This is a genomic window from Nonomuraea fuscirosea, assembly GCF_003001935.1.
Taxonomy (GTDB): Bacteria; Actinomycetota; Actinomycetes; order Streptosporangiales; family Streptosporangiaceae; genus Nonomuraea; species Nonomuraea fuscirosea.
In genome coordinates this window covers 103,768-120,372 of the sequence record NZ_PVNG01000028.1, presented here as the reverse complement: position 1 = coordinate 120,372, position 16,605 = coordinate 103,768, and the positions used below count along the sequence as shown (strand labels likewise).

Genomic DNA, 16,605 nt, shown 5'->3' with positions numbered 1-16,605 from the left:
CGAGGTCCGATTGCGTGACCACGAGCCGGTGACCGAGCTGCGCGAGCGGGTGGAACGCCTGCACAGGCTCAGCGTCGAGGCGACCGACGACGGCCGCCCGGCGCTGGCGGCCCGCAGGCTGCGCCAGGGCCTCCGGCTGCTCGGCTGGGACGCCGTCACCACCCCCGAGGAGCATCACGACGGGCTGCTCGCGCGGCTGCTGACCAGCCTCGCCCACGCCGAGGCCGAGCAGGGCCGCACCATGCTCGGGATGGAGCTGCTCGACGAGGCCCAGCGCCGCGCGCCCGACGGCGAGGAGGCCATCGTGCACGCCCAGCGCGGCCTGCTGCACCTGCGCCTGGGGTCGAACGCCGAAGCCCTGCGGGAGCTGGACATCGCCGCTCCGCGGCTGCTCGGCGGCGACCCCGTCGAGCTGGCCAGGGTGCTGCTCAACCGGTCGGTCATCCACCTCATGACCGGCAGCGTCCGGCAGGCCAGGGACGACGCCCGCAGGAGCGCCCAGCTCGCCCAGGCCCACGGACACTCGGTGATCGCGGCCAAGGCCCTGCACAACGACGGCTACTGCGACCTGCTGCTCGGAGACGTGCCGGCGGCGCTCGGGGTCTTCGCCCGGGTGGAGGAGCTCTACCGCGACCTGAACCCCGGCTTCCTGCCCGTGCTGGCGCTCGACCGGGCGCGGGCGCTGCTCGCGGTGGGCCTGACCGACGAGGCGGGCCGCACGCTCGACCGGGCCGCGGACGGGTTCCGCAGGCAGCGCCTCATGCAGGACTACGCCGAGGCGGAGCTGGCCAGAGCCCAGTGCGCGCTCGACGCGGGCCGGCACGACGAGGCCCGCGACCGGGCCAGGCAGGCGGAGACCCACTTCCGGCGCAGGGGCAGCACGGCGTGGGCGCTGCGCGCGGCGCTCATGCGGCTGCGCGCGGAGCTGGCCCTGGGGAAGGCACCCGGCTCGGTGGCCCGGCGCGCGGGCGACCTCGCGGCGCGGTTCGCGGAGCTGGACATGCGCGACGACGCGGAGATGGCCCGCCTGGTCGCGATCCGGGCCCTGGTGGCGGCGGGCACCGTGCCCGCCACGACCGCCGGGGCCAGGGGTGGGCCGCTCGGGGTGCGGCTCATGCGGCAGCTGGCGGAGGCCGAGCTGGCCGGGGCGCAGGGGCGGCGCGGGCCGGCGCTGCGCAAGGTGCGCTCGGGGCTGGCGCTCATCGACTCCCACCGGGGCCGGCTGGGCAGCCTCGACATGCTCACCGGCGTCGCCGCCCTCGGCGCGGACCTGGCCGCCCACGGCCTCAGGGCGGCCCTCGACGGCGGCCCGCCGCGCCAGGTGTTCGCCTGGTCGGAGCGGTGCCGGGCGCAGGCGTTCCGGTACCGCCCGCCCCGCGCCCCGCAGGACCCCCAGACCGCCGAAGCGCTGGCCGAGCTGCGCCAGCTGGCCCAGCGGATGCACACCGACGAGGCCGCGGGCCGCCGCCGGCCGGCGCTGCGCAGGCGCTGCCTGGAGCTGGAGCAGGTGATCAGGGAGCGCGGCTGGCAACTGCCCGGCGTCGGCGAGCGGCTGGCCCCCGCCCCGGCCCCGGACGTCGAGGCGGCGCTGGCGGAGGACGATCTCGCCCTCGTCAGCCTGCTGAACGTGGACGGCGCACTGCTGGCGCTCGTCCTCGTCCGCGGGCGGTGCCACCTGCACCGGCTGAGCGCGTACGAACCGGTCGCCGAGGCCGCGAGACGGCTGGCCGGCGACCTCAACGCCCAGGCGGGACGCGCCCTGCGGCCCGCGCTGAAGGAGGTCATCGAGGCGTCGGTCCGGCGGCAGCTCGGCGTCATCGCCGGCGCGCTGGAGGCGCCCCTGCGGCAGGCGCTGTCCCGGGCCAGGGGGATCGTGCTCGTCCCGACCATGGGCCTGTCGGCCGTGCCCTGGGGCCTGCTGCCCGGCCTGACCGGCACGCCGCTGGTGGTGGCCCCGTCCGCGCTGGTGTGGCTGGCGGCCAGGCGGGCCGGCGACCCGTACGACGGCGGTCCTCCCGTCCTGGTCGCCGGGCCCGACCTGGAGCACGCCGAGCGGGAGGTCGAGCGGCTCGGCGTCGTCCACCCGAAGGCCCTGCGGCTCAGCGGCGAGCGGGCCACCGTGTCGGCCACGCTCGCGGCACTCGACGGCGCGCCGTTCGCCCACTTCGCCGTGCACGGCCACCACGAGCGCGAGAACGTGCTCTTCTCCCGCCTCGACCTGGCCGACGGCCCGCTCATGGCGCACGACCTGCAGAGCCTGCACCGGGCGCCGGGACACGTGGTGCTGTCGGCCTGCGACGTCGGGCAGGCCGTGGTCAGGCCCGGCGACGAGCTGCTCGGCTTCACCGCCGCGCTGCTCCACCTCGGCACCTCCACCGTCGTCTCCAGCATCACCCGCGTGCCCGACCAGGTGGCCGAGCGGGTCATGCTGGCCTACCACCAGGGCGTGGCCGACGGAGCCCGCCCCGCCGACGCGCTCGCGACCGCCTCGGCCGCCGAACCCGCCGCCACCTTCGTCTGCTTCGGCGCCGGCTGAACACCCCCCCGGCGGGTCAGGGGGTAACGCGGCGGGCGTGCCCGGGTATGAAGAGGGCGGCGATTCCCTTCGTCCCCCCGGCTGCGGAACGAGGTTAGATGAAGGAAACGACCTCCATCAGGTCCTCCGTCATGGCGGCGTTCGGGGTGCTGGCGCTGCTGTCGCTGGTCCTGGGCTACGCGGGGCTGCGCGCCTACCTCGCGGACCAGCCGCAGGTCTCCTTCCTCGACCTCGTCTACTACGACCTCCAGCTCTTCGTCATCGACAGCACGCCGCTCGGCGAGGGCGGCCCGCTGCCGTGGCCGCTGGAGATCGCCAGGTTCACCGCCCCCGCGGTCACCGTCTACGCGCTGATCGAGACCGTACGGCTGCTGCTGAGCAGCGAGGTGCGCCGGCTCAGGGCACGGGAGGCGAGCCGGCACGCGATCGTGTGCGGCACGGGGGCGCTGGGCCAGGCCCTGACCCAGCGGCTGCGCGAGGAGGGCCGCAAGGTCGTCGTCATCGGCACCGGGGGCGGCGACCTGCCGCGCGGCCCGGGCGTCCTGCACGTCACCGGGGACGCCACCGACCCGCTCGTGCTGCGGGCGGCCGGCGCGAGCCGGGCCAGGACGGTCTACGCCTGCGAGGACGACGCCACCGTCAACGTGGCCATCGCCGCGACCGTCCACGGCATGAACCCGCCCGCCCCGGTCGCGGCGTACGCGCACGTCCCCGACCCCCGGCTGTGCGCCGCGCTGCGGGCCCGCCGGCTGGGCGTGAGCGAGCCGCGGGACCACCGGCTCGACTTCTTCAACCTCGACGAGCTGGCCGTCCGGGTGCTGCTGGCGCGCGACCCGGTCGAGCAGCCCCGGCCGGTGCTGCTGCTGGGACTGAAGACGTTCGGCGCGGCCCTGCTCGTCGAGCTGGCCAGGCGGTGGCGGCTGCTCGCCCCGCCGCCCGGCACCCGCCTGCCCGTACGGGTGATCGCGCCGGAGGCGGATTCCGAGGTGGCGGCCGTGTGCCGCACGTACCCGTTCGTGGCCGAGAACTGCGCGCTGACCTGCGAGAACGCCGGCGTCGACGACCTGCGGGACCTCCTCGACGCGGGCAGGGAGCACCCCCAGCGGGTGTACGTGTGCTACGCCGACGACCACCTGGCCCTGACCGCCACGCTGACCGTCGCCCCGCTGTGGACGGGCGCGCCCGTGGTCGTCCGGGTGAGCCGGCGGCGGATGTTCGGCGAGGTGTTCCGCGACGGCCGGCTGATGGAGGACCTGGCCGGGTCCCTCCAGATCTTCGCCGTCACCGAGGAAGCGGGGAAACCGGACTTGATCGACGAGGACGTGATCGAACGCATCGCGCGGGCGATCCACGACAGGTACGTGCTCGCGTGCGTCCAGCGGGGAGACACGCCCGGCGGCAACGCCTCCATGGTCCCGTACGAGGAACTCAGCGAGGCCAAGAAGGGGCAGAACCGCGACCAGGCCGCCCACATCGGCGCCAAGCTCGCGGCCGTCGGCTGCGTGCCGGCGCCGAGCACCGAGGCGCCGCACACGTTCGCGTTCACCGGGGACGAGGTGGAGCGGCTGGCCCGGATGGAGCACACGCGCTGGATGCGGTACCTCACCGACCGGGGATGGACGCACGGCCCCGAGCGCGACGACGACGCCCTGCGCCATCCCGACCTGCTCGACTGGGAGTACCTGTCCGAGCAGGCCCGCGACAAGGACAGGGAGGCCGTCGCGCAACTCCCCGACATCCTCCAGGACGCCGGCTTCCGCATCGTCAGACTCCCCACGAGCACAGGCCCCTGACCCGGGCGGCGGGGGTCAGGAGGGGAGCAGGCGGCGTTGCTCCTCCTCCACGACCTGGCGGGCCAGCGACTGCTCCGACACGTCCACCGCGTCGCCGGAGGACTCGGCCAGGTCGCTGCGCCTGGCGTAGGCGTCGAACAGCTTCGACTTGCGCCGCAGGATGTCCAGCATGCGCTGGTCGACCGAGTCCACGCTGAGCAGCCGGTGCACCTGCACCCGGCGTACCTGCCCCATCCGGTGCGCCCGGCCCGCCGCCTGCGTCTCCATGCTCGGCTTGACCTGCGGCTCGCACAGGATCACGACCGACGCCGCCTGCAGGTTGAGGCCGACCCCGCCCGCCTGCACCTGGCTGAGCAGCACCGCGTGCCCGGCGGCGGCCGAGAAGTCGTCCACCACCTGCTGCCGCCGCGCCGCCGCCAGGTCACCGGACAGCGGCCCGTGCGTCCGCCCGTCCAGCGCGTCGCCCACGGCCGCCAGCACCGCCCTGAAGTAGGAGAACACCACCACCTTCAGCCCGTTGGCCTCGGCGTCCTCGACCAGTTCGAGCAGGCGCTTGAGCTTGGCCGAGGTGGCCGGCTCGGCGTACGCGGCGCGCCGCATGGCCATGAAGTTGCCCGCAGTCACCGCCCGCCGGTAGGCCTCGAAGTCGGCCCCGCTGAACTCCACCCACTCGTCGGCCTCCACCCGCTCGGGCAGCTCCGACAGCACGTCCTGCTGGTTGCGCCGCAGGTAGACGGGCGCGACCGCCTTGCGGAACGCCTGCGCCCCCGCCACCACGTCACTGCTGCGCAGCCCGGCCGCCAGCTCGGGCCGCAGGTAACCGATCAGCGTACGGAACTCCTCGACCCGGTTCTCCATCGGCGTCCCGGTCAGGAACAGCACCCGCCGCGCCCGCCCGCACCACGCGGCGACCGCCCGCGAGCGCCTGGTCTCCGGGTTCTTGACGTAGTGCGCCTCGTCCACGACCAGCATGCCCACCTCGGGCAGCCCCTCCGCACCGCTCGTCGTGCCCGGCTCCAAGCGGTGCAGGCCGTCCAGGGTGACCACGGCGACGCCGCCCACGCGGGTCCACTCCCGCAGGGCGGCGAGCCGGTCGGGCCCGTGCAGCGGGTACGCGCCCAGCGTGCTGCGCGTCTCGATCTCGCGTACCCAGTTGATCAGTACGCTCGCCGGGCAGGCCACCAGGAAGTGCGTCTCCCCGCCCGCCCGCAGGTGCGCCAGCGCCGCGATGGCCTCGATCGACTTGCCCAGCCCCATCTCGTCGCCGATGATCACGCGTTCCTGCGCGAGCGCGAACCGCGCCCCGAACGCCTGGTAGCCGCGCAGCGACACGCGCCGGTGACGGTCGTCGAGCGGCTGCGCCGCGACCTTGGCGGCCAGGTCGTCGGGCAGCAGCCCCTGCTCACGCCCGATCGGCTCCCCGGCCATCTCCGCCAGTAAGCCGAAATATTCGGGTGAACGGGACTCGAAGTCCGCCCACGCCTCGAAGTCCCGCGCCGCGGGCCGCAGCAGGTCGGTGGTGACCTGCGTGAGCAGCAGCCGCTCCCCGAACCCGGCCAGCAGCTCCTCGATCGCCGCCACCGCCTCGCGCGCCCGCCGGCGCCGCCGGGGGAGGGTGAGCGCCATCCGCAGCCGGCTGCGCGCCGGGCGCGCCTCGGCCAGCAGCGGCTCCAGCCGCCCGGCCAGGTCGCGGGCGGCGTCGAGGGCGCGCGGCAGCTCGGGGCCCACGTTCACCAGGCGGTGCAGGGCGATCACGAGCTCGGTGGTGTGGTGGTCGGGCTCGTCCACGTCGAGCCGCAGGCTCGCGGCCTCGGCGGCGGCCTGCTCGATCTGCCGGGCGGCCGCGTGGATCTGCCCCGCCGTGCGCGCGCCGATCCCCGGCAGCAGCTGCAGCTGGTACGGCGTCGTCTCCAGCACCTGCCGTACCGTCGTGTATCCGGCCTTCTCCAGCGTGCCGACGCGCAGCCGCCCGTCGGTCACGTCCTTCAGCCGGGAGACGGGCACGGCCTCCAGCCCGGCCCTGGCCAGGTCGCGGCGGAGCGCGTCGAGCGCGTGCGCGGCCTGCGCGCGCACCGAGCCGTGCTCGTCGAGCAGCGCGCGTGCGTCGGCCAGCAGCCGGTCCGCCTCACGGAAGTCCACCGGATCAAGCATGCCCCAGCCGGGGCGCCGCACGAAATCCCCGGCCACCCTGTCAGGTGACATGTACGCCGATGAGGCAGGTGTCGTCGTCGGTGTCGGAGTTGCAGTGGGTGAGCAGGTCGTCGAGGCGGTGGTCGAGGGTGGCCGCCGGCCGTCTGGCGATGTCCAGCAGCCGGTCCTGGGCGTGCCGCAGGTTGTGGTCGCGCCGCTCGATCAGGCCGTCGGTGTACATGAGCAGCGTGTCGCCGGCCTGTACCTGCACCTGCCTCTCCTCGTACCGGGCGTCCGTGAACGCCCCCAGCAGCGGCCCCTTGACCAGCGCCAGCTCCGCCCCGTCGCCCTCGCGCAACAGGATGGGCGGCAGGTGCCCGGCCCTGGCCCAGCGCAGGGTCCTGGTCGGCGGGTCGTACAGGCCGCAGACGGCGGTGGCGGTCATCCGGTCGGCGAGGTGGTGGGCGACCTGGTTGAGCCAGGACAGGAGCTGGGCGGGGCCGGCCCCGGTGGCGGCCAGGCCGCGCAGCGCGTTGCGCAGGACGACCATGCCCGTGGCCGCCTCCACGCCGTGCCCGGCCACGTCGCCCACCGACAGCAGCACCTGCCGGGAGGGGAGCGCGACCGCGTCGTACCAGTCGCCGCCGACCAGGTGCTCCTTCTGCGCGGGCCGGTAGCGGACGGCGATGCGCAGGCCGAGCGAGTCGATCCGGCCGTGCGAGGGCGGCATGATGGCCTGCTGCAGCTGCAGGGCCAGCCGGTCGCGCGCGGCGGACTGCTCCTCGGTGTGGGCGAGCTGGTCGCGGGTGACGGCCAGCGCGACCTCCGTCCAGTGCTGGGAGGAGATGTCCTGGTACGCCCCCCGGACCGCCATCAGCCGCCTGTCCGGCCCGAAGACCGGCTCGGCCACCACCCGCATGTGCCGGGCCACCCCGTCGGGACGCTGCAGCCGGAACGCCGTGGCCGCGAAGCGCCGGTGGTGCAGCACCGTGCGCAGGAAGCGGCCCAGCGCGACCTCGTCGTCGGGGTGGGCGTGGTCGCGCAGGCGTTCCAGCGGGATGGGCGGGTCGCCGGGCGCGAGGCCGTACAGGGAGTAGAGCTGGGCGTTCCAGGTGATCTGCCCGGTGAGCGCGTTCTCCTCGAAGCCGCCGATGCGGCCCAGCCGCTGCGCGTGCTCCAGCAGCCCGGCCAGCCGGGCGTCCTCGTCGTGCTCGCGCCACACCAGCAGCAGGCTGTCGCCGTGGCGGGTGATGCTGACGTCGGCCACGCCGGTCGTGGTCAGGCCGAACGGCATCCGCTCCGCGCGGAACGGCTCGCCGGTGGCGTGGACGTGCTCCAGCCGCGCGAACAGGCCCTCCGCGGCCGGCGGGCAGGCCTCCAGCAGCCGCGCGCCGGGCATCAGCGGGTACGCCTCCAGCAGCAGCCCGTCACCGGCGGTGATCCGCTCGTTGACGTGCCGGACCAGGAAGTCGGCCGGCTCGCCCTCCGCGTCCAGGTGCGCCCGCAGCACCAGGGCCGGATCGGGCAGTGTGTCGGCCAGGTCCACGATCTCGGTCTGGGCGGGTGTGGCGGGCGCGTGGGCCGCGTACGGGGCGTCCAGCGTGTGCGCGCACAACTCGGCCAGGGCCTCGATCTGCCGCTCGATCCTGGGCGGCCGCGGCGGCAGGTCGTGCGGCCAGCAGATCTCCAGCACGCCGAGCTGCCGCCCGGCCGCGGTCATGGGCACGGTGACCCGGCCGCCGGCGGAGGCGGGGCGGCCGATGGCGGGCAGGCCGGAGTCGGGATGCCAGATCATCCGCCGCTCGGTCAGCGACCGCCCGGCCGGGGTGAGCACGCCGGGCGGCACGTGCCGCCACCGCCGGGCCTCCTCGGCCGTGAAACCGGCGTAGCCGGCCAGGGTGAGGGCGCCGCCGGGCTCGGTCGCCCACACCGCCACCGCCGTGGCCCCGAGCGGGGCGAGCGCGTGCTCCAGGAGCCCGGCGGCCGCCGCCTGGGTGTCGGGGGCGCCGAGTGCCGCGCTCTCGGCCACGCGCAGCCGTACCGCGGCCTGGGGATCCGCCGCGCCGGCCGCGCCGATGCGGTCGCCGGCCACCGCGCGCAGCACGTCGGCGGCGACCTCCAGCCGTGACACGCCCGCCTTGGCGGCGAGCGTGGCCAGCTGCCCGGCCGCCTGCGCGGGCCCGCAGCCGAGCCGCTCGACGAGGACGCCCGTGGCCAGCTCGATCAGCGCGCGGTCGTCGGCCTCGCGCCGGGCCCGCTCGGCCTCGCGCCGCAGCCGCTCGACGGTGGCCACCAGCCGCTCCAGACCGCGCTCGTCCGGGGCGGGGTGGGGGTGGCCCGTCATCGGGACGGGTCCATCCAGTGCTGGATGCGTTCGATGAGATGGTCGGCGTCGACCGGTTTGGTGACGTAGTCGCTGGCCCCCGCCGCCAGGCTCTTCTCCTGGTCGCCCGGCATCGCCTTGGCGGTGACCGCGATGATGGGCAGGTCGGCGTACTGCGGCATGGCTCTGATCGTCTCGGTGGCCGTGTAGCCGTCCATCTCCGGCATCATGACGTCCATCAGGATCAGGTCGGTCTCCTGGTGGGCGGTCAGCGTGTCGATGCCCTTGCGGCCGTTCTCGGCGTGCAGCACGTTGATGCCGTGGATCTCCAGCATGCTGGTGAGCGCATAGAGATTGCGGGCGTCGTCGTCCACGACCAGGACCGTGCGGCCGGCCAGGGTGTTGTCGATCTCCCGGCCCGCCGCCGCGGCCACGGTGCCGGTCCTGACCAGGGGCAGCACGTCGCCGGGCTGGTTCGCGGTCAGGTGCAGGGCGATCCGCTCGCGCAGCTCGTCGAGGCTCGACAGCAGCTCCAGCGGCTGGTTGGCCAGGCCGACCTCCTGCTGCGGGTGGGAGCGCCAGTTGTTGTAGGCCAGCACGGGCACGCCGTGCAGGCGCGCGTCCCCGTCCATCACCTCCAGCAGCCGATATGCCGACATGTCGGGCATGTCGAGATTGATGACGATGCAGTGGCAGGTCTCCCCGGTCAGCAGCAACCGGCCCGCCTCCTCCGCCCCGGCGGCCGTCACCACCTCCAGGGAACCGCCGAGATGGTGCGCGCTCGCCAGATCGCCCACGACGCTCTCGGTCACCAGGGACAGCAGCCCGTGCCGCCGCTCCTCGATGACCAGCAGCCGCCGCGCCGGCATCGGCGCCCCCTCCGCGAGCTGCGCGTCCTGCCCCCTCTCCGCGGGCACCACGTCCACCTGGGCGTCGAACCCGGGCCGCGCCACCGGGAGATACAGCGAGAACACGCTGCCCTGCCCCGGCGTGCTGTGCACCGTGATGGCCCCGCCCAGCAGGTACGCGATCTCGCGGCAGATCGACAGGCCCAGCCCCGTGCCGCCGTACTTGCGGCTGGTGGTGCCGTCCGCCTGCTGGAACGCCCCGAAGATCACCTCAAGCTGCTGCTCCGGGATGCCCACGCCGGTGTCGATCACCCGCAGCGCGATCGCCGGCCCGTTCGGGCGCACCGACGCCGGCAGCTCGCTGGCGGCGGCCGGCTCGATGCGCAGCTCCACGCTGCCCGTCTCGGTGAACTTGACCGCGTTCGAGAGCAGGTTGCGCAGCACCTGGCGCAGCCGCGAGTCGTCGGTGAGCAGCTCGGCGGGCACGTTCGGCGCGGTGGTGACGCGGAAGTCGAGGCTCTTCTGCCCGGTCATGGGCCGGAACGTGGCCTCGACGTAGTCGAGCAGCTGCGGCAGCTGCACCCACTCGGGATTGATGTCCATCTTGCCCGCCTCGACCTTGGACAGGTCGAGGATGTCGTTGATCAGCTGCAGCAGGTCCGAGCCGGCCGAGTGGATGATCCCGGCGTACTCGACCTGCTTGGGCGTCAGGTTGCGGGTGTGGTTCTGCGCCAGCAGCTGGGCCAGGATGAGCAGCGAGTTGAGCGGCGTGCGCAGCTCGTGGCTCATGTTCGCCAGGAACTCGCTCTTGTACGTGGACGCCAGCGACAACTGGTGCGCCCGGTCCTCCAGCTCCTGCCTGGCCTGCTCGATCTCCAGGTTCTTGGTCTCGATGTCCTGGTTCTGCCGCACCAGCAGCGTGGCCTTCTCCTCCAGTTCGGCGTTGGAGCGTTGCAGCTCCTCCTGCTGCTGCTGCAACTCCTCCGAACGGGCCTGCAGCTCCACGGCCAGTCGCTGCGACTCCTTGAGCAGCTCGTCGGTGCGCACGTTGGCCACGATCGTGTTGAGGTTGACGCCGATCGTCTCCATGAGCTGGTCGAGGAAGGCCCGGTGCACCGGCGTGAACGCCTGCACCGACGCCAGCTCGATCACGCCGAGCACCTGCTCCTCCACCACGATGGGCAGCACGATCACCGACGTGGGCGCCGTCCGGCCGAGCCCGGAGGAGATCGTGATGTAGCCGGGCGGCAGATCGGTCATCGCGATCGTCCTGCGGCTGCGTGCCGCCTGCCCGACCAGCGCCTCGCCCAGCTTGAACCGGGCCGGGCGATCGGGGGCCACCGGGTAGCCGTACGCGCTGATGAGCTGCAGCTCGCTCTCCTCGGCCAGGAAGAACGCGCCGTACTGGGCCGCGACCAGCGGCGCCAGCTCGTTCATCACCAGCTCGGCCACGGCGGCCAGGTCGCGGTGCCCCTGCATCAGCCCGGACATGCGGGCCAGGTTGGACTTGAGCCAGTCCTGCTGCTCGTTGGCGCTGGTCGTCTCGCGCAGGGACTTCACCATCGAGTTGATGTTGTCCTTCAGGTCCGCCAGCTCGCCCTCGGCGTCCACGGTGATGGACCTGGTCAGGTCGCCGGAGGTGACGGCGCTGGTCACCTCGGCGATGGCGCGGACCTGGCGGGTCAGGTTGCCCGCCAGCTCGTTGACGTTCTCCGTCAGCCGCTTCCACGTGCCGGACACGCCCTCGACCTCGGCCTGGCCGCCGAGCCTGCCCTCGCTGCCCACCTCGCGGGCCACCCGGGTGACCTCGGCGGCGAACGACGACAGCTGGTCCACCATCGTGTTGATCGTGGTCTTGAGTTCGAGGATCTCGCCGCGGGCGTCCACGTCGATCTTGCGGGTCAGGTCGCCGCGGGCCACGGCCGTGGTGACCTGGGCGATGCTGCGCACCTGGTTGGTCAGGTTGTCGGCCATCGAGTTGACGTTGTCGGTGAGGTTCTTCCACGTGCCGGCCACGTTGGGGACCCGCGCCTGGCCGCCGAGCTGCCCCTCGGTGCCGACCTCGCGGGCCACCCGGGTGACCTCGTCGGCGAACGCGCCGAGCGTGTCGACCATGGTGTTGATCGTCTGGGCCAGCGCCGCGACCTCGCCCTTCGCCTCGACCGTGATCTTCTGCGACAGGTCGCCGCGGGCCACGGCGGTGGCCACCTGGGCGATGCTGCGCACCTGGTTGGTCAGGTTGGAGGCCATGACGTTGACGTTCTCCGTCAGGTCCTTCCAGGTGCCGGACACACCCCTGACCGTGGCCTGGCCGCCCAGGTTGCCCTCGGTGCCGACCTCGCGGGCCACCCGGGTGACCTCGTCGGCGAACGACGACAGCTGGTCCACCATCGTGTTCAGGGTGTTCTTCAGCTCCAGGATCTCGCCCCGCGCCGACACCGTGATGCGCTGCGACAGGTCGCCGCGGGCCACGGCGGTGGCCACCTGCGAGATGTTGCGCACCTGGTCGGTGAGGTTGCCGGCCATGAAGTTCACCGAGTCGGTCAGCGCGCGCCAGGTGCCGGCCACGCCCTTCACGTCGGCCTGGCCGCCTAACTGGCCCTCGGTGCCGACCTCGCGGGCCACCCGGGTGACCTCGTCGGCGAACGACGACAGCTGGTCCACCATCGTGTTGACGGTGTTCTTCAGCTCCAGGATCTCGCCGCGCGCGTGCACGGTGATCTTCTGCGACAGATCTCCCTTGGCCACGGCCGTGGTGACCTGGGCGATGCTGCGTACCTGGTCGGTCAGGTTGCCCGCCATGGCGTTGACGGACTCGGTGAGGTCCTTCCAGGTGCCGGACACCGCCGGCACGTCGGCCTGCCCGCCGAGCCGCCCGTCCGTGCCGACCTCCCGCGCCACCCTGGTCACCTCGGAGGTGAACAGCGAGAGCTGGTCGACCATGCCGTTGAAGACCGAGGCGATCTCGCCGAGCAGCCCGTCGGCGTCGTCGGGGAGCCTGGTGCGGAAGTCGCCGTCCCTGACGGCGGTCAGCCCGGCCAGCAGCCGGCGCAGCTCCGGTTCCTCGCCGGCCTCGCCTGAGCCTCTGGGGCGCTTGACCCGTGCCGGCGGACGGGACGAGCCGACGCTGGGATCGCTCATCGAATCTCCTTGAGCAACGCGGAAAGGTGCTGCGGGGCGGAACGTCTGCGCGATGCGTAAGACCTCAAGAGGAATCCTCCTCGGCGGGCGATCGGCGATGAAGCAGAGCTCCTCTCCCCGGAGGGAGAGGATCGATACCGGACCTCCGTGCCTGAGTTGCTCAGGTAGCGGAGAGAGTAGCCGGACGTGCCTGCCGCGCGCGCTAGCCGCGAGTTGTCATCTATCTATCACAGGACGTGTACGGGTGGTGAGAACACTCTCACCCTGCCTGGCGCGGCCGTGCCCTTCCGCCCGCACAGTCGTTGCACGGCTTCGCGGGGCGCGGTCAGTGGGAGGGTTGCGAGGAAGGGGTGGCGGCGGCCACGGCCTGCTCGACCGTGTCGTGCATCGGCAGGTGCGCCACCACGCCGGTGATCTCGAAGAGCCGGGACGGCAGCGGCTGCACGCCGGCCAGGTGCACGGCCCCGCCAAGCCTGAGGCACTCGGTGGCGCACACCAGCAGGACGTGCAGGCCCGAGCTGTCCATGAACGGCACCCGTGCCAGGTCGAACACCAGGGTCTCGGCCGGGCTCCGCCTGACCTCGCGCAGATAACCTTCGAGCTGCGCCCGGTTCGTGGCGTCCATCTCGCCGGTCACGACGATCACGGTCACCTCGGGCAGGTGCTGGTGAGCCAGCGTCAGGGACGGCATCGGCGGGGTCACCGGTCTTGCCGGGGTAATGCGACCATCAACGAAGGATAGACCGCCGGACTCGCCGGCGATATCCCACATTCGTGCGTCCTGTCAGGTCCGGTCGGGCCGGCTGTCGTAGGTCGTGTCAGGCCGGGTCAGGCCGGATGTCGCGCCGCAGGAAGCGGCCGGCTCCCGGGCGGTGCCCGGACGGGACCTCGCTTCAGCGTGAGCGGTCGCCGGCGGGCGCGAGCAGCGACAACATCGTGGTGGCCAGCACGTGCCCGACCTCCTCCGGCTTCAGCCGGCCCGCCTCCCGCTCCTGCGCGGCGCCGCGGATGATCGCGAAGAAGGTGGTCACCAGCCACGGCAACGGCAGGTCGTGCCGGAAGTCCCCGTCGCGCCTGCCGCGCTCGATGAGCCGCCGCACCCCACGCAGCGGGCGCTCGCGATGCTCCCTGTCCTTCTCCGTGGCCGGTGCCGGGTCCACGGCCACGAACAGGCGGCGATGCCGGTCGAGCACCTCCCACGCCGACCGGAGCAGCCCGGCCATCGCCTCCGGGGCGGGCGCCGCGTCGATGCACTCGTGCTCCAGCACGGCGTCCGCCAGGTCCGCCGCCCGGTCGAGCACGGCGTCGACCAGCGCCTCCCGTGACGGGAAGTGGCGGTGGAGCACGGCCAGGCTCACGCCGGCCGCCGTGGCGACGTCGGCCGGGCCGGCGGCGGGATCGGCGCTGAGCAGCCGGGCGCCGGCTTCGAGGATCGCGGCGACGTCCCGCTCGGCGTCCGCGCGCCGGGCGGGTACGGGCTGACATGCCACGGTCGTCACCATGTGACCAGCCTACGACCCCGTCAGGACCTGTTTCCGCAGGCACCACCCCTGACCGGCGCACGTTCTCCCGAGGGCCGTGACCAGGGGAGCCGGTGGCGCGCCTTCGTCAGAGCAGCAGCGCCCGGTCGAGCAGGGACTGCAGGGTCACCGCCCCGATCAGGCGATCGTCCTCCACCACCGCCACCAGCGGGCTGTGCGTGCGCGCCATCAGCGCCGCCAGCTCCAGCACGGTCGCCCCCGGGTCCGCCACCGGCAGCTCGCGCCGCCGCTCGGGCAGGCACTCCCGGACGCTCTTGCCGCCGAGCCGGTGCAGGAACCGGTCCGCGTGTGCCTCGTCCACCACCCGCGCCAGCGCCGGATCGTCCTGGCAGTACGCCGGCACCGCCAGCCGCAGCACCTGCGTGCCGGGCAGGATGCTGTGCGGCCGGCCGTCGTCGTCCACCAGGATGAGGCCCGGCAGATCCTGGTCGGCCAGCAGCTTGGCGGCCTCCAGCGCAGGGGTGCCGAGAGTGACCGTCGGGAACTCGACGGCGAGATCGCGTGCGCGCATCAGTGATCCTCCGCGGGTCAGCCTAGCCAACCGCCGCGCCCGGCGCTCCCGGCCAGGCCCAGGCGAGGTCGTCGACCGCCAGGAACGTCTCATCCGCCACCGCCGCGGGGGTCGTCCCGGTGAACGCCATGACGTCCCGGTGCAGGTGGGACTGGTCGGCGTAACCGGCCTCCGCCGCGACGGCGGCCGCGGGCTCGCCGGCGACCAGGCGGTGCGCGGCCTCGTCGAAGCGGACCAGCTTGACGGCCCGCTTCGGGGCCAGCCCGAGCTGGGACCTGAACCTGGACCACAGGCGCTTACGGCTCCACCCGACCTCGTCCGCCAGCCCCTCCACCCGGAGCAGGCCGTGACGGTCCACGATGCGCCGCCAGGCCCAGGCCACCTCCGGGTCCACCGGCGGCCCGTACTCGCGGCGGCGGGTGATCAGCGCTTCGGTCAGCGCGAAGCGCTCCGGCCACGACGCGGCCTCGCTCAGCCGTTCCCTGATCAACGGCACGTCCCGGCCCCACAGGTCGTCGAGGGCGACCGGGGCGTCGTCGAGCTCGGCGGGGGAGACGCCGAGGACCGCCTGGGCGATGACGGGCGACAGGCGCACCTGCACGCACTCGACGTTCTCGCCGCGCGCCCGTACCGTGCCTCCTGAGCCGAAGCCGGGCCCGGCGACGAGGCTGCCCCGCTGCCGCCGCCCGGCGGCGCACTCCACCACGGAGGTGCCGGCGCCGAAGTCGAGCAGCAGCGTCACGGCCGGGTGCGGGACCATCCTGAGCGTGTGGAGGTCACCGACGCGGAACCCGGCCATGGTGACGCCGGCCACCCGGCTGGACCGGCGCGGGCGCGCGACCCCCCACTCCGCCGCACCGTGCACGAACCTACGCACCAGGCCATGCTACGTGAGCCGGGCGAAGGGAACATTCGTTCAAGACGCCGCCGCCCAACGGCGGCCACAGTGACGCCGTGACTCTTCACCACGAACCGCACGCGACGGAAAGCCTGCTCCTGCCCCTGGACGGCGGTGACGTCCACGTGTGCCAGGACGGCCCGCGTGAGGCCCCCGCGCTCCTGCTCATCCACGGATCCGCGTCCTCGGCCCGGTCGTGGGACGCGCTGGTCCCGCTGCTGACCGGATCCCACCGCGTCATCAGGATCGACCTGCTCGGGCACGGCCGGTCGGCGAAACCGGCCGGTGACCACTACGCGCTGCCCGGCCAGGCGCGCCGGGTCGCCGCCGCGATGGACCTGCTCGGCGTCCGGCGGGCGGTGGTGGCCGGCCACTCCAGCGGGGGCGTGGCCGCCACCGCCCTCGCCGAGCTGCGGCCCGGCCTGGTGACCGCGCTCGTCCTGATCAACACGGGACCGGGGCTGGACGCGTTCATCGCCTCGGAGCAGGCCGCGATCAGCCCCGGGACGTAGCCGCCGGCCGACGAGGAGATCCGCCGGTTCGCGCGCACCGGGTTCAGCCGCCCCGGCTACCGGATCCCGGACGAGCTCCTGGACGAGGTGCGCGCCATGACCCACCACAGCCTCACCGCGACGATGCGGGCCACCGGCGAGTACCTGGCGGCGCGGGCGCTCCCCGAGCGGCTGGCGGAGCTGGGCAAGCCGCTCCTGGTGCTCTTCGGGGCGGACGACCGCAGGTGGCGGTCCGCCTCGGCCGACCGCTACCGCGTCGTCCCCGGCGCGACGGTGGAGCTGCTGCCCGGTCTCGGGCACTCGCCCATCCTGGAGGACCCGCCGCGTACGGCCGCGCCCCTCCTGGCCTTCACCGCCCGCCGGTGATCGTCC

9 protein-coding genes and 1 pseudogene are annotated in these 16,605 nt (G+C 73.8%); 3 read left to right on the top strand and 7 right to left on the bottom strand.

The features are described from left to right. Positions 1 to 10: 10 nt before the first annotated feature. Together B0I32_RS47460 and B0I32_RS47455 are read left to right on the top strand one after the other, a co-directional pair. Positions 11 to 2,536 (top strand): CHAT domain-containing protein, encoded by a 2,526-nt coding sequence (locus B0I32_RS47460; RefSeq protein WP_106250994.1) that lies wholly within the window; start codon positions 11 to 13, stop codon positions 2,534 to 2,536. Between the two features lie 98 nt (positions 2,537 to 2,634). After that, the gene (locus B0I32_RS47455; protein ID WP_106250992.1) at positions 2,635 to 4,329 is read left to right on the top strand and encodes a RyR domain-containing protein; all 1,695 of its coding nucleotides are present in this window, start codon (positions 2,635 to 2,637) and stop codon (positions 4,327 to 4,329) included. 15 nt (positions 4,330 to 4,344) lie between these two features. On the opposite strand, the gene B0I32_RS47450 is transcribed toward B0I32_RS47455, so the two are convergent. The 7 genes from B0I32_RS47450 to B0I32_RS47420 all read right to left on the bottom strand — a co-directional run bounded on the left by B0I32_RS47450 (position 4,345) and on the right by B0I32_RS47420 (position 15,700). Then, a complete protein-coding gene (locus B0I32_RS47450) occupies positions 4,345 to 6,468 on the bottom strand; it encodes a DEAD/DEAH box helicase (protein ID WP_245956608.1) in 2,124 nt (707 codons plus the stop codon). A 52-nt stretch (positions 6,469 to 6,520) separates the two neighbouring features. Next, positions 6,521 to 8,803, bottom strand: a complete 2,283-nt coding sequence (locus B0I32_RS47445; RefSeq protein ID WP_106250989.1) for a SpoIIE family protein phosphatase — start codon at positions 8,801 to 8,803, stop codon at positions 6,521 to 6,523. Beyond that, positions 8,800 to 12,771 carry a HAMP domain-containing protein gene (locus B0I32_RS47440; RefSeq protein ID WP_106250987.1) on the bottom strand — a complete coding sequence of 1,324 codons (3,972 nt, stop codon included), beginning with the start codon at positions 12,769 to 12,771 and terminating at the stop codon, positions 8,800 to 8,802. The genes B0I32_RS47445 and B0I32_RS47440 overlap by 4 nt, the downstream gene beginning before the upstream one ends. Before the next feature lie 325 nt (positions 12,772 to 13,096). Then, the gene (locus B0I32_RS47435) at positions 13,097 to 13,462 is read right to left on the bottom strand and encodes an STAS domain-containing protein (RefSeq protein ID WP_181308566.1); all 366 of its coding nucleotides are present in this window, start codon (positions 13,460 to 13,462) and stop codon (positions 13,097 to 13,099) included. 202 nt (positions 13,463 to 13,664) lie between these two features. Further along, a complete protein-coding gene (locus B0I32_RS61210) occupies positions 13,665 to 14,273 on the bottom strand; it encodes a TetR/AcrR family transcriptional regulator (protein ID WP_106250985.1) in 609 nt (202 codons plus the stop codon). 106 nt (positions 14,274 to 14,379) lie between these two features. Then, entirely contained in the window at positions 14,380 to 14,823 is a 444-nt protein-coding gene (locus tag B0I32_RS47425; RefSeq protein WP_106250983.1) for a CBS domain-containing protein, read from the bottom strand. A gap of 22 nt (positions 14,824 to 14,845) precedes the next feature. Then, positions 14,846 to 15,700, bottom strand: a complete 855-nt coding sequence (locus tag B0I32_RS47420) for a helix-turn-helix domain-containing protein (RefSeq protein WP_245956606.1) — start codon at positions 15,698 to 15,700, stop codon at positions 14,846 to 14,848. A 77-nt stretch (positions 15,701 to 15,777) separates the two neighbouring features. On the opposite strand from B0I32_RS47420, the pseudogene B0I32_RS61505 reads away from it, so the two are divergent. Beyond that, positions 15,778 to 16,599 (top strand): annotated as a pseudogene (locus tag B0I32_RS61505) (alpha/beta fold hydrolase). Positions 16,600 to 16,605 lie beyond the last annotated feature (6 nt).

Coding starts and splice junctions, on each gene's coding strand:
- B0I32_RS47455 (WP_106250992.1), top strand. CDS start 2,635: ATGAAGGAAACGACCTCCATCAGGTCCTCCGTCATGGCGGCGTTCGGG.
- B0I32_RS47445 (WP_106250989.1), bottom strand. CDS start 8,803: ATGACGGGCCACCCCCACCCCGCCCCGGACGAGCGCGGTCTGGAGCGG.
- B0I32_RS47440 (WP_106250987.1), bottom strand. CDS start 12,771: ATGAGCGATCCCAGCGTCGGCTCGTCCCGTCCGCCGGCACGGGTCAAG.
- B0I32_RS47435 (WP_181308566.1), bottom strand. CDS start 13,462: ATGCCGTCCCTGACGCTGGCTCACCAGCACCTGCCCGAGGTGACCGTG.
- B0I32_RS61210 (WP_106250985.1), bottom strand. CDS start 14,273: ATGGTGACGACCGTGGCATGTCAGCCCGTACCCGCCCGGCGCGCGGAC.
- B0I32_RS47425 (WP_106250983.1), bottom strand. CDS start 14,823: ATGCGCGCACGCGATCTCGCCGTCGAGTTCCCGACGGTCACTCTCGGC.